The organism is Salmonella sp. A1325 (assembly GCF_056991255.1).
Map to the genome: position 1 here is coordinate 374,457 of NZ_JAMLWO010000002.1, position 13,245 is coordinate 387,701.

10 protein-coding genes and 2 pseudogenes are annotated in these 13,245 nt (G+C 49.6%); 2 read left to right on the top strand and 10 right to left on the bottom strand.

Annotated features, from left to right (window positions below; translation table 11 throughout):
• Positions 1–19: 19 nt before the first annotated feature.
• Both cmtB and tkt read right to left on the bottom strand, forming a co-directional pair.
• Positions 20–463: a PTS mannitol transporter subunit IIA gene (gene cmtB, locus NAZ64_RS05715; protein WP_001518319.1), complete on the bottom strand. Its 444-nt coding sequence runs from the start codon at positions 461–463 to the stop codon at positions 20–22.
• A 312-nt stretch (positions 464–775) separates the two neighbouring features.
• Positions 776–2,767 carry a transketolase gene (gene tkt / locus NAZ64_RS05720; RefSeq protein WP_000098647.1) on the bottom strand — a complete coding sequence of 664 codons (1,992 nt, stop codon included), beginning with the start codon at positions 2,765–2,767 and terminating at the stop codon, positions 776–778.
• A 275-nt stretch (positions 2,768–3,042) separates the two neighbouring features.
• Between tkt and loiP the strand changes: the two genes are divergently transcribed.
• Positions 3,043–3,801, top strand: coding sequence for a metalloprotease LoiP (loiP, locus tag NAZ64_RS05725; RefSeq protein WP_000701825.1), 759 nt, complete (start codon positions 3,043–3,045; stop codon positions 3,799–3,801).
• Between the two features lie 100 nt (positions 3,802–3,901).
• Here loiP and speB read toward each other — a convergent pair whose 3' ends face one another.
• From speB to NAZ64_RS05755, 6 genes and pseudogenes are all read right to left on the bottom strand, one after another.
• Positions 3,902–4,822 (bottom strand): agmatinase, encoded by a 921-nt coding sequence (gene speB, locus NAZ64_RS05730; protein ID WP_000105550.1) that lies wholly within the window; start codon positions 4,820–4,822, stop codon positions 3,902–3,904.
• 204 nt (positions 4,823–5,026) lie between these two features.
• A pseudogene (locus NAZ64_RS05735) lies at positions 5,027–5,954 on the bottom strand (alpha/beta fold hydrolase).
• 223 nt (positions 5,955–6,177) lie between these two features.
• On the bottom strand, positions 6,178–6,672 hold the full coding sequence (locus tag NAZ64_RS05740; RefSeq protein WP_023199499.1) for a NanQ anomerase/TabA/YiaL family protein: 495 nt from the start codon (positions 6,670–6,672) through the stop codon (positions 6,178–6,180).
• A gap of 38 nt (positions 6,673–6,710) precedes the next feature.
• Positions 6,711–7,718, bottom strand: coding sequence for an Ldh family oxidoreductase (locus NAZ64_RS05745; protein WP_076935642.1), 1,008 nt, complete (start codon positions 7,716–7,718; stop codon positions 6,711–6,713).
• 13 nt (positions 7,719–7,731) lie between these two features.
• On the bottom strand, positions 7,732–8,748 hold the full coding sequence (locus tag NAZ64_RS05750; protein ID WP_000853913.1) for a zinc-binding alcohol dehydrogenase family protein: 1,017 nt from the start codon (positions 8,746–8,748) through the stop codon (positions 7,732–7,734).
• A 2-nt stretch (positions 8,749–8,750) separates the two neighbouring features.
• A complete protein-coding gene (locus tag NAZ64_RS05755) occupies positions 8,751–10,223 on the bottom strand; it encodes a mannitol dehydrogenase family protein (protein ID WP_220569634.1) in 1,473 nt (490 codons plus the stop codon).
• Positions 10,224–10,872: 649 nt separating this feature from the next.
• Here NAZ64_RS05755 and NAZ64_RS05760 point away from each other — a divergent pair.
• A pseudogene (locus NAZ64_RS05760) lies at positions 10,873–11,142 on the top strand (hypothetical protein).
• A 314-nt stretch (positions 11,143–11,456) separates the two neighbouring features.
• On the opposite strand, the gene NAZ64_RS05765 reads toward NAZ64_RS05760, so the two are convergent.
• Together NAZ64_RS05765 and NAZ64_RS05770 are read right to left on the bottom strand one after the other, a co-directional pair.
• Positions 11,457–12,257, bottom strand: a complete 801-nt coding sequence (locus tag NAZ64_RS05765) for a FadR/GntR family transcriptional regulator (RefSeq protein ID WP_001576357.1) — start codon at positions 12,255–12,257, stop codon at positions 11,457–11,459.
• A 153-nt stretch (positions 12,258–12,410) separates the two neighbouring features.
• Positions 12,411–13,142, bottom strand: coding sequence for a hypothetical protein (locus NAZ64_RS05770; protein ID WP_220569633.1), 732 nt, complete (start codon positions 13,140–13,142; stop codon positions 12,411–12,413).
• Positions 13,143–13,245 lie beyond the last annotated feature (103 nt).

The following is a 13,245-nucleotide window of genomic DNA, read 5'->3' on the forward strand; positions in this document are numbered from 1 at the left end:
CCTGTAAAGGAGAGAATAATTATGCGCGAGCTATAATATCCGCCAGCTCTTTTTCTGATTTCGCAGCTAATAACGCCGCTAAAACATCCTCTTCACATAATAGTTCGCTTAACGCCTGGATAGCGCCAATATGTGAATCTGAATCTGCTGCTGACAGGCCGATTAATAATTTTATGCCGTCATCCTCGTCGGTAAACTGCACATCCTGCCTGAGCAATGTTAATGACATCCCGGTTTTTAACGCGCCGCATTCGGGGCGAGCATGAGGCATCGCGACACCAGGTGCCAGAATATAGTAAGGACCATTACTGATTGTTGAATCTTTGATAGCCTGAATATAATTTTCATTTATATAACGATTAGCCAAAAGAGATGACATGGAAAAATCAACAGCTTCCTGCCAATTTTGTGCCAATGGCCTTATTGTAATAGATGCTTCAGGAAAATAATCTATTAACCGCATAAACTATCCTTATTTTATTTTTAGGGTACAACTTGTCGTTAAAAATAAAATACGCGGGCGGCAAAATGAAATCAATCCAGGCGAAAAAGCGAGCGCTTAAAATGGCATGATTATAATTTATCTATAAAACAATCTGTTATAATTATAAAAATAAAAAGCAAGTTTCATTTTGTGATGTTAATTGCAAATTCAATAAATAATAAAATATCAAAATTGTGATAAAAATCACAAATGAAGCCTTGTTAGCGATAAAATAAATGTATCTAAAAAAAATGGGTCGCCGAAGCGACCCGTTTCATGCCGTATTAAGGATTACAGCAGCGCTTTCGCTTTGGCGATCACGTTGTCTACCGTGAAGCCAAACTCTTCAAACAGCAGCTCTGCCGGGGCGGATTCACCGAAGGTGGTCATCCCGACAATAGCGCCGTTCAGGCCGACGTATTTGAACCAGTAGTCAGCGATACCCGCTTCAATCGCCACGCGCGCAGAGACCGCCTTCGGCAGGACAGCTTCACGGTAGGCCGCATCCTGCTTGTCGAACGCGTCGGTGGACGGCATGGAAACCACGCGCGCCTTCACGCCTTCGGCAGTCAGTTTTTCGTAAGCGGCAACCGCCAGCTCAACCTCAGAACCGGTCGCAATGAAGATAATCTGCGGCTGGCCCGCACAATCTTTCAGTACGTAACCACCGCGGGCGATATTCGCCAGTTGCTCTTCAGTACGTTCCTGCTGCGCCAGGTTCTGACGGGACAGAATCAGCGCGGTTGGGCCATCCTGACGCTCTACGCCATATTTCCACGCCACCGCGGATTCCACCTGGTCGCACGGACGCCATGTGGACATGTTCGGCGTTACGCGCAGGCTTGCCACCTGCTCGACCGGCTGGTGCGTTGGGCCATCTTCGCCCAGACCGATGGAGTCGTGGGTATAGACCATCACCTGACGCTGTTTCATCAACGCTGCCATACGCACTGCGTTACGGGCATATTCGACGAACATCAGGAAGGTGGAGGTGTACGGCAGGAAACCGCCGTGCAGGGCGATACCGTTGGCGATAGCGGTCATACCGAATTCGCGCACACCGTAATGAATGTAGTTACCTGCGGCATCTTCGTTAATCGCTTTCGAACCGGACCACAGGGTCAGGTTAGACGGTGCCAGGTCAGCGGAGCCGCCGAGGAATTCCGGCAACAGCGGACCGAAGGCTTCGATGGCATTCTGGGACGCTTTGCGGCTGGCGATTTTCGCCGGGTTAGCCTGCAGTTTAGCGATGAATTCATTCGCTTTCGCATCGAAGTCAGCCGGCATGTCGCCTTTCATACGACGGGTGAATTCAGCAGCTTCCTGCGGGAAGGCTTTCTCATAAGCCGCGAATTTCTCGTTCCATGCGGATTCTTTCGCCTGGCCGGCTTCTTTCGCATCCCACTGGGCGTAGATTTCAGACGGGATTTCGAACGGCGCGTATTTCCAGCCCAACTGTTCGCGGGTCAGCGCGATTTCCGCGTCGCCCAGCGGCGCGCCGTGGGAATCGTGGGTACCCTGTTTGTTCGGCGAACCGAAACCGATGATGGTTTTGCACATCAGCAGGGACGGTTTGTCAGTCACGGCGCGAGCTTCTTCCGTGGCGCGTTTAATGGCGTCGGCATCATGACCGTCAATGCCACGGATAACATGCCAACCGTAGGCTTCAAAACGTTTCGCGGTGTCATCGGTGAACCAGCCTTCAACGTGACCATCGATAGAGATACCGTTGTCATCATAGAACGCGATCAGTTTGCCCAGTTTCAGAGTACCAGCCAGAGAGCACACTTCGTGAGAAATGCCTTCCATCATGCAGCCGTCGCCCATAAAGACGTAGGTGAAGTGGTCAACGATGTCGTGGCCAGGACGGTTAAACTGCGCCGCCAGAGTTTTCTCGGCAATCGCCATCCCGACGGCGTTGGCAATACCCTGACCCAGCGGGCCGGTAGTGGTTTCAACACCAGCGGTGTAGCCCACTTCCGGGTGACCAGGGGTTTTTGAATGTAGCTGACGGAAATTCTGCAGTTCGGACATCGGCAGGTCATAACCGGTGAGGTGCAGCAGGCTGTAAATCAGCATTGAGCCGTGGCCATTGGACAGCACGAAGCGGTCGCGGTCGGCCCAGGACGGGTTGGTCGGGTTGTGGTTCAGGAAATCACGCCACAGGACTTCGGCAATGTCAGCCATACCCATCGGGGCACCCGGGTGACCGGATTTGGCTTTCTGTACTGCGTCCATGCTCAGCGCACGAATAGCATTGGCAAGCTCTTTACGTGAGGACATTTTGACTCCAGATCGGATGTTGAAAGGCCATGCCCGTAACGACTTGACGACAGCGCGTTTTGGGCTACGCCGGAAAATTTGCCAACAATTTACCCCAAGCCGCGCGTCATGTACATGGAACATCCTTTTACCGCTTCAGAAATCTCCGGATCGTGCTCGCATGTTGCGCAATTAGCTAACTTGCCTGCCACGCTTTTCTTTATACTTAACCCAGGCGCTAATTCATCTGCAACGGGCGCATTTCAAAATAATATTAATTCGTATGGAAGAGAAAAATGAAAATTCGCGCTTTACTGCTTGCTCTGGGCATGGCGACGGTGCTGACCGGTTGCCAGAATATGGACTCTAATGGACTACTTTCTTCGGGCGCTGAAGCTTTTCAGGCCTATACGTTAAGCGATGCGCAGGTAAAAGCGTTGAGCGATCAATCCTGTCAAGAGCTCGACAGCAAAGCGAAAATCGCGCCGGCGAGCAGCGAATACGCTAAACGACTGACAAAAATTGCCGCCGCGCTGGGGGATAACATTAACGGCCAGCCGGTGAACTATAAGGTTTACGAGACGAAAGACGTCAACGCGTTTGCCATGGCGAACGGTTGTATCCGCGTCTACAGCGGACTGATGGATATGATGACCGACAACGAAGTTGAAGCCGTGATCGGCCATGAAATGGGCCATGTCGCGCTGGGTCATGTAAAGAAAGGGATGCAGGTCGCGCTGGGCACTAACGCCGTGCGCGTCGCGGCGGCATCGGCAGGAGGAGTAGTCGGCAGCCTGTCGCAATCACAGCTTGGCGATCTTGGCGAAAAACTGGTGAACTCGCAGTTCTCTCAGCGTCAGGAGTCCGAAGCGGATGATTATTCTTACGATCTGTTGCGCAAACGCGGTATCAGTCCGGCAGGACTCGCTACCAGCTTTGAGAAACTGGCAAAACTGGAAGCGGGTCGTCAAAGCTCAATGTTCGACGATCACCCGGCGTCCGCCGCACGCGCACAGCATGTGCGCGATCGTATGAGCGCGGACGGGATCAAATAATCCCCGAACAGTGCCGGATGGCGGCGTGAACGCCTTATCCGGCCTACACAGGCCCGGTAAGCGTAGGCCGGATAAGCGCAGTGCCATCCGGCAAAACAATTTACTCGCCCTTCTTCGCCGCCTGGATATAGAGCATTTCTAATGCCAGCGTCGCGGCCGCCAGAGCGGTGATCTCTGACTGATCGTAAGCCGGCGCGACTTCCACTACATCCATACCGACAATGTTCAGATCTTTCAGACCGCGTACCAGCTTAATGGCGCGATCGGAGGTCAAACCGCCGATCACCGGCGTACCGGTGCCAGGCGCAAACGCCGGGTCCAGACAGTCGATATCAAAGGTCAGATAGACCGGCATATCGCCGACGATCTGTTTCACCTGAGCGAGAATATCATCCACGCCGCGATCGTTGACCTGGCAGGCATCCAGCACGGTAAAGCCATTGTCTTTGTCAAACTCAGTGCGAATACCGATCTGTACCGAATGATGCGGATCGATCAGGCCTTCTTTCGGCGCGGTGTAGAACATCGTGCCGTGATCGAATTCGCAGCCGTTAGCGTAGGTATCGGTATGCGCGTCAAAATGTACCAGCGCCATTTTGCCAAAATGTTTCGCGTGGGCGCGCAGCAGCGGCAGCGTAACGAAGTGGTCGCCGCCGAAAGAGAGCATACGCTTGCCTGCAGACAGCAGCTTTTCAGCGTGCGCCTGTAATTTTTCACTCATTTCACGGGCATCGCCAAACGCATACACCAAATCGCCGCAGTCCACAACGTTCAGGCGCTCGCGCATGTCAAAATTCCACGGGAAACGGTGGTGTTCCCAGGCGAGGTTGGTCGACACCTGACGGATCGCCGCCGGGCCATGACGACCGCCAGCGCGACCGGACGTTGCCATATCAAACGGTACGCCAGTGATCACCCAGTCGGCATCGCTGTCATACGGCTGGAAGTTCATTGGCAGACGTAAAAAACCAAACGCATTAGAAACCAGTGAGTTATCGTACTGATGACCTAAGGTGCTCATGGCAAAAACCTCTTCTTAGTCAATATAAAAAAACCCTCCCGCGTCGTTAGGCCCGACGAGGAAGGGTTTGAATTTGTTTACGGCTCAAAGTTTACTCTGACAGGCCGCATTATTGAAGTCAGTTTAGCCAGGTACAGTAGACAACGCCCGAAAAAAATATATATCCAGCGCAAATCAGTAGGCTCATACGTCCATCGCGGTCAGTTAAGAGGCCTTAGGGAGTTGCCGCTGTAAAAACTCAAGCACTAATGCGTAAAACAGCGGTGTTTTTCCTGGCGTCTGGAAAATGGCGTGACCGCTACCGGGAATGAGGGTCATCTCCGCCTGAGGCAGCAGCCGGTACAGCTCGGTAACTTCTTCAACGGTGAAAAATTCATCCCGGTCGCCGTCCAGTAATAGCACAGGAATGTGGATTTTTTTTCACCTCTTCTTCCGTCAGCGATGTGGGCGTTGTCCACATTGGCCAGACACCTTTGAGGAACGTGCGCCAGTAGTCTTTTTGCTCGGGATGATGCATGTTCTGATAAAATTTAACCATCCCGGGCGCATCCGAAGCCATTTTATCCAGATCGCGATCCGTCAATTGCCCCTGAGGCATTCCTTTACCATAAAAAATTTCCATCCCCTGCATGTAATGGGCCGTAGCAAAGCGATGCGTTGCGCCGCCGACGATAGCAGCGCACGCTAGATCCGGGTATCGGCTGGTTAACTTCAGAACGACCATGCCGCCATCGCTATAACCCATCACCAGCGGTTTTTCCAGCTTCAACGCTTTAATAAAAGCCGCCATATCTTCCGCCATCAGATCATAGCTAAACGTTCCTTGCGGGTTATTGGTTAATCCATGCCCACGACTGTTCGGCATGATGACGCGAAAATATCGAGATGCCTCTTTCGCTAATCCCTGCCAGCTTTTCGCCGTCAGACCACCACCGTGAATCAACAGCAGCGGAGACCCCTCGCCCTCTTCAACGTAATGAATTTTGATACCATTCGCTTCCACAAATTTATCTTTGTCCATCGTTGTTGCTGAAGCATTTATTAAAAATATAATATTGATAATAAAAATAAATGCGAATTTAAAAATATGATTCATAACACCTCGCCAATCACTTTCCGTGTAAAAGACCATATTATTCAGATTGAACAAAAAATAATATCAAAATCGATTAGTATCATTTTCACTTATTTACCGGGGAGACCCCGCATCCTCTTTTTACAGAACGTAAAAAGCCTTTCCGCGATTAGCCTCAACGCGAAAAGGCTCTAAAGTCAGAAAAGTGCCACCTTATTCATTCTGGCTGTAATTCAGGATGACTTGAAGGTCTCTTCCTGAATTGCATTTAGCGCTTTCTTTATTCCTTCGCCTGACAAGACGAGCTTGACTCGCTAAATGCCGTGGCCGGAATTTTCACAATCGCTTTTTTAACCGGCGCAGGTTTACCACGCGTACAAAGCGGACGGTGGACCTGGTTGGGATAAAAAAGCGCGAAATCGCCAGGATTTAATGTAACGAACTGCTCATTAGCGACACATTCAGGAAAGATGATGTCATCAGGAAGATGCTCAAGCTCCTTTATCCTGGTATCAATTTTGTTGGAATAGCCAATCTCCTCATAGCCGCTTAGTAAAATCTGAACATCGATATATTTTTTATGAAGTTCAGCTTTGCGGTTTAACGAAGAGTGTGTTTCTCCTTCGCTTATCATAAGAAATGACTCCGGGAAAGAAAGTTCATATCTACCAGCAGGCTGATCTTCAGCTATCTTCACCGCTTCGATGATAAGTTTTTTAATAATGTGGTTAACGTAAGGTAATAAAGTAAGCTGCTCTATATTTCCATATAGCATACTATAGTTATCCTAAATAATGGTCGTGATTATAATTATCAGCCAATCAGGTACTGGTAAATACCTTCAGCCACAGGAATACCTTCTTTTAAACATTTTTCTTTATAGGCGATTTGCGGATCGTTTGGCGCCAGCACTTTATCAACACCGGGCATCGGTTTTACAGCCCTTAGCTCATTGACCATTGTGCTCATTATTGAGGAAAACAGCGGATTGCCCAACATCTGCGGATCAATAACGATAACCAGACTCGCTAACTTGCGCATCTTGTCATAGTCGCCATACATCCGAACAATATGGTTGCTAAAGTTTGCCCCCATCAGGACGCCCGTGAGCGCATCAATCGCCAGGGCAATACCAGAACCTTTGTGTCCGCCAAAGGGCAGCAGATTTTCAATTTTATGCGGATCGGTAGTGATATGTCCCTCTTTATCCAGCGCCAGACCATGACCTATTGGTTTCTCGGTTTCTTTGGCGTGCAGAATTTTACCAAACGCAATGGCGCTGGTCGCCATATCGACGATCATCGGATGGCTGTCTTTAACGGGGAAGCCGAAGGCGATTGGGTTAGTCCCCAGAAAGCGCTCCGCGCCGCCATACGGCGCAACGCAGGTATCCGTTTGCGTCATGGCGATAGCCACCATTCCCTGGCTTGTCGCCTGCTCAATGAACCACGAGAGCGCGCCGCAGTGGGACGTATTTTTGACGCTGACGAAGCCTAGCCCCGTTTCTCTTGCCAGACTAATAGCGTGGTCTGTCGCCTTTATCAGCGCGCAGTGCCCCATTCCATCATCAGAGTCCAGAATAGCGACAGAAGGCGAAATCTGTTCAATGCTGAATGTTGCTTTTGGATTGAGCCCGCCTGCGTTCAGGCGGGTACAATAGTGCTCTACGCGAATAACGCCGTGGGAGTGAACGCCGGTAATATCGGCATGAACCAAAACGTCGGCTACCTGCTGCGCCGTTTGCGCGTCAAGACCCGCCTGGGTGAGTTTATTAAACGCCAGCGCTTTCAATTCATTTTCTTTGACTAATATTGTTGACATAACTATCCCGCTATTAAAATTTGATAACGCCTTTAACCAATTTTTTGTTTTCTACCACGTTCTTCTGGTACTGGTTGCCGAACGTATAGAAATCGAATTCCTGGTTTTTCATCATTGTTTCGCTAATAGCGCCCTGAGCCATTAGCTCAATGACACATTCGAAGTCTTCCCGCGTCGCGTTACGGCTGCTCAATAGCGTGGTCTCTTTTTTATGGAAGGTCGGATCGTCAATGACGAGCTCGCCGATATACAGCCCGATGAAGACGATTTTTCCGCCGTGACGAATCAGATCGACAGCGCGGCTCATGGAGGATTTATTGCCGGTGGCATCAAGCACAGTGCCGGCTAATTCACCGGAGAAACAGGCTTTCAGCGCATCAATATAGTCGTCTGACGACGGATCGAGCGTTGCAACGCCTACCTTTTCGGCTACCAGACGACGGCGTTCGGCGTCAATATCAGCTACCGCGACGCGAGCGCCTTTGGCTTTTGCTATCGCGGCGGCGGCCAGCCCAATCGGCCCGGCGCCGACCACCACAATGTTTTGCTGCGGCTTCACGTCAGCGCGGCGTACTGCGTGGGCGCTGATGGCGAAACACTCAACCAGCGCGCCCGCGCTGTCGGTGAGGTTATCCGACAGTTCAACCAGATTTTGTTCACGAACGGCCAGATATTCGCTAAAGCCGCCGTCCTGGTGAACGCCATACAGCGAGACGTTCTCACAGCAGTTGGTTTTTCCTTCCCGGCAGGCTGCGCAAGCGCCGCAAGGAATACAGGGAATAACGCTATAGCGTTGGCCGACCTTCGCCGTGCTGCACGATTTACCCAACATTTCCGCCACGCCGCAAATTTCATGACCCAGCACGCGCGGATAGGCAAAAAAGGGCTGGCGACCGGCAAACGCATGGATATCGGTGCCACAAATACCAACCGCTTTAATTTTTAACAGTACTTCATCGTCTTTTAAATGAGGAATATCTCTTTCAATGTATTCAATATTTCCCGGATTATTACAGATAAGCGTTTTCATACTTAACCCTTTGAAGATAAACGGTGAATGGTGGCCGTGACGCCATGTAATTCAATATGGTTAAAGGCCTGCTGAATGTCGTTTAAAAAGTCTGCGTTGTCGCCGGCCAGCGTTCCAAAGATGCTATTTATCTGCAGCAAAGACAGCGCTTGTTCCCATCGCGTGTTTTTATTTTTAATAGCCGCATTGAAGGTATCATTGAGCGGGTCGGCCACGCTCTGCCCCTGAGAGAGTGTATTAATGACGTAATGGAGCCAGCCCGCAATCAGCGTCGCTAACGCCCTGCCCTTAACACCGCGCGCCTGGAGCGTCAGATAAGAATCGACGGCCCGCTGAGGCAGCTTCTGAGAACCGTCCATCGCAATCTGTCCGGTCTTATGTTTAATATTCGGGTTGCTGAATCGATCAATGAGCAACTGCGCATATTGATGTACATCTACCGCCAAATTCGGGCACAGCGATTTTGCCTGCTCTTCCGTCATTAAATGATGTACGGCGGTTTTAAAAGCGTCGTCTTCCATGCACTGATAGATAAACTCATATCCAGTCAGGCTGCCGTTATAGGCGAGAAACGAATGGCTGCCATTCAGCATACGAAGTTTCATTTCTTCATAGGGAAGCACGTCCGAGACGAACATAGCCCCTGCTTTATCCCAGTCAGGACGACCGGCAACGAAATTATCTTCGATAACCCACTGACGGAAATCCTCGCATACGATGCCGCAGGGATCGGCAAAACCGATCTGGTCTTTAATCATGTCAAATTGCTCTGGCGTCATTGCCGGCACGATGCGATCGACCATGGTGCCAGGAAAGGTGACATGCTTCGCTATCCAGGCCGCCAGTTGCGGATCGAGATTATCGGCAAACGTAACGATCGCCGTTTTGGTCAAATGACCGTTTTCCGGAATGTTATCGCACGACAGTACACTAAACGGGGGAAGCCCTTGCTGGCGGCGTATCCGTAGCGCTTCGACGATCAGTCCGAGTGCTGAGCGGGGATGTTCAGGATCGGCAAGATCGTGTTTGATGAGCGGATGGCTGAGATCGAGCGTTCTGGACCGCGGATCGGTGCAGTAACCTTTTTCCGTTATCGTCAACGAAACAATTTTTACCTGCGGCTCAGTTAGCTTCTCGATCGCCGCCTGAATACCTGACTTCGGCGTATGCAACGCGCCGGTGACGGTACGAACCAGGCGACTGTTGATGGCGCTGGCTGACGTTTCCACCACTGAAAACAGCCCCTCTTGCGCATTTAGCGCATCCACCAGCTCCGCATCGCCGAACAGATTTAGTTCAAAAATCCCCCAGCGGTTGCCGGTTATCTCATTCGTGAGATCGTTATAAACCGCCTGGTGACCACGGTGAAAGGCGCCAAATCCAATATGTACGATGTTGGCTTCCATTCCCTGACGTGAATAAGTCGTTTTGAATTGGTGCCTTGCGGCGTCTAACTGGCGAGCTATAGTGTCCATGAATTTTTCCCACTCATGTTTTGTTTACCAATTCTGCTTAAACACCATACCAAAATCCGTGAATATGATCACACTCACGGCACCGGATTCTTCATCTCGGTATGCTGACTAATAGCCAACGAATAAAAATAATTTATTTATCAATTAGTTATAAAATTAGCTTCTCAGGATAAATTTTACGATTCACAAAAGCGTGATTTTGATTAGAAAAATCGGCCACGAATTGGCATACCACCCATACAACCTGAAACCATTAAAAAACATGAAAAACAATACCTTATTGAATAACACGCCCGCTGCGAGCGTATATGTCACGCATGATTGGTTCAATAATTACCCGAAATACAGCAAACCAAATCTGATAATTTGTCTAGTGAATTAATGAACTCAATTTATTATCAGCATCAACGTTAACCTAAGAACATCAGTTACGGTTTTGATCATCCGGGTCGCTGCTAAAGCGATGAGGAGTGAGCCGCCTTTAGACGTAATTGGCAAATTAATCCATTGATTGAAAAAAGGAAAAAATTGATGAAGACGCAGATTAGGCACGTTAAAACAAAGCTTTCAAAGCCCCTCTGGCCGAGGTCTTAGTTGACGTGAAACATGGCATAATAGCCATTTCGAACTGGTAACCACGACGATTACGCTGGAAGACGGTTCAACTGGCACCGGATATTCCTATACCGGCGGAAAGGGAGGGTATGCAATTAAAGCGATGATCGATCACGATCTTGCCCCGGTACTGTCAGGGAAAGAGGGCGCTGCGATTGACGATATCTATGACTTTATGGAATAGCATATTCACTATGTGGGTCGCGGAGGTATCGCATCGTTTGCGATGTCTGCGGTGGATATCGCCCTTTGGGATTTGAAAGGCAAACGTGAAAAACTGCCGCTGTGGAAAATGGCTGGCTGAAGGCGGCGCGTCTGTCGACGAATGGCGGTCTTTCGGTATGCTCGCTCGGTATGCAGGAATTACACGTCAGACTGGTTTCCGCATTCGAGACTGGCTGACTGGAGGTTCACAGTTTCCCGATCGATCAATATACCAAACATCCGCTGGTGGTCGACAATTATCGCGCCGTGGCACCGGACACCTACGGCATTGGCGTAGAGTTTGACTGGGATAAGCTGAGCATTTACGAAGCCTGATTCCCTCTCTCCGGGCTTGTTTTTGGCGGCAGGCCCGGTTAATCGCTGACAAAAATGTCATCCGCCTGAAAATAGCCGTCAGGTGGCGAAGAAAAAATCATCAAAATCCTCCAGCGAATCATCCTGTTGGAAGATTTTTACCAGCTCATTTTTACTGTTTTCAAGATGGGTCCACGAAGCCTGTCTGGCCTGCTCAGCATCGCGTTTTTGCAATGCAAGGAAGATACTACGGTGATCTTCCACCCATTTCATTCTTAACTCTTTCTTATGTAAATACTTATAGTTTAACTGCTTCCAGCGCGGATTTTCGGTCCTGACAGCCCGCCACAGCTCGGCAGATTGTTTCATTAATACACGATTTTGCGTGGATTCCGCGATGATATTGTGGAACTGGCGATCCAGTTCTTCAAATTTGTCGCTGTCGCCGCCAATCTGCTTTTCCTGCTGCTCAATAATACGTTTAAGCTGCTTAAGTTCATTAAATCTGATTTGCGTAGCGGCAAAACCGGTGATGTTACTTTCGATGACCTGCCGGGCCTGTAGCAATTCAAAGGGGCCAATGTCTGAGTAAGGCAAGAGCGCTTTTTGATTGATTTTTTCGAGACTATCAATAAAGTAAGTGCCTGCGCCTTGCTTAACCTCTACCACTCCCTTCAGCTCAAGCATAATAATCGCCTCACGAATCGTCGTGCGGCTGGTTTGAAAACGCTCGCTGAGTTCTCTCTCCGCCGGAAGTCGCTCGCCAGCTTTAAATACCCCTGAATAGAGTAGTTCTTCTATTTGCAGCCCTATATCAAAATAGCGCCGCTTGGTTAAAATTTGTTCCATGCACATACCTATGTAGACAGCAATTGCTCCACTTGAGGGTAGTGTAAACAAATCCTAATGTTTATGGTAAACAATTTCCCTGCCAGAGAGTGGTCGTTTCTTTCCCACAACCTACGGCTATGCGCGTCACACAGTCCTTCCCCACCAGACTCGGCAGGAAAGGCGCTGATTCCCATAACGCATATTTGACGTTTGATGCCGGGTTTATTTGCGGCAGGGCGGCGGCGCATACCCGTTGTTGTCCGCCGGGAAAGCCTGCGAGGAACAAGGCGGTAGCGTATTTGTTGCTTTACCCTGCAATGCAAAAGCGGCAAAGCCGATGACGCCGATGTTGCGTACATCGCCCTGCGCGGAGTGGATCGCATAAGCGTCAGCTACGTCGGCGAACTGGAATGCCGCCTCAGTGTGTTTATCTTTGCGAAACCCTTTAATCGCCAGTGAATCGCCGGCGTTAACAATATAGCCATGATGATTCAGCGAGCCTGCTTTTCCGTTCAACACGTCCATGCCATCAACCGTTGCGACGATTTCGTAATTGGTATCATGACTGTAATTACGAATATATAACTGATAGTTCATCCCTGATCTTGCAGGAATACTATATTGCCATTGTCCCATTGATGCGTTGTAGCGACGAGTAATTGGAATCGAATTAAAATTAGCGTCGCGCACAGCATATTCAAGATCGCTGATACGTATACTATAAACTTTATCGTAACCTGACGGATATTGAGTGGAGTAATTTATTACCACCATTTCGGCAGGTTCTCGATCGGCACGCTCTACCGAAACGCTTTGTACCGATGAATGCACGTCGCCGCCCCAGGCGGTGCCGACGTCGGATGAAGAGCCATTATTAGATTGCATTCCGCTGGAACAGCCGCCTAACAGCAAAAACAAGCCAACAATGACGGCATTAAATTTAAATTTGCTCATACTCACCCCCCTTTTTAATTATTAGGGGGATTGTAGGCGCATAAAATTACATAGAGAAGCGACGCCGCTGATAATTAAGAATTTATAAAATATAAAAGGGTCG

Bases quoted from the DNA above. Each gene is read 5' to 3' on its own strand.
- loiP (WP_000701825.1), top strand. From the start codon at position 3,043: ATGAAAATTCGCGCTTTACTGCTTGCTCTGGGCATGGCGACGGTGCTG.
- tkt (WP_000098647.1), bottom strand. From the start codon at position 2,767: ATGTCCTCACGTAAAGAGCTTGCCAATGCTATTCGTGCGCTGAGCATG.
- cmtB (WP_001518319.1), bottom strand. From the start codon at position 463: ATGCGGTTAATAGATTATTTTCCTGAAGCATCTATTACAATAAGGCCA.
- NAZ64_RS05755 (WP_220569634.1), bottom strand. From the start codon at position 10,223: ATGGACACTATAGCTCGCCAGTTAGACGCCGCAAGGCACCAATTCAAA.
- NAZ64_RS05740 (WP_023199499.1), bottom strand. From the start codon at position 6,672: ATGCTATATGGAAATATAGAGCAGCTTACTTTATTACCTTACGTTAAC.
- NAZ64_RS05770 (WP_220569633.1), bottom strand. From the start codon at position 13,142: ATGAGCAAATTTAAATTTAATGCCGTCATTGTTGGCTTGTTTTTGCTG.
- NAZ64_RS05750 (WP_000853913.1), bottom strand. From the start codon at position 8,748: ATGAAAACGCTTATCTGTAATAATCCGGGAAATATTGAATACATTGAA.
- NAZ64_RS05745 (WP_076935642.1), bottom strand. From the start codon at position 7,718: ATGTCAACAATATTAGTCAAAGAAAATGAATTGAAAGCGCTGGCGTTT.
- speB (WP_000105550.1), bottom strand. From the start codon at position 4,822: ATGAGCACCTTAGGTCATCAGTACGATAACTCACTGGTTTCTAATGCG.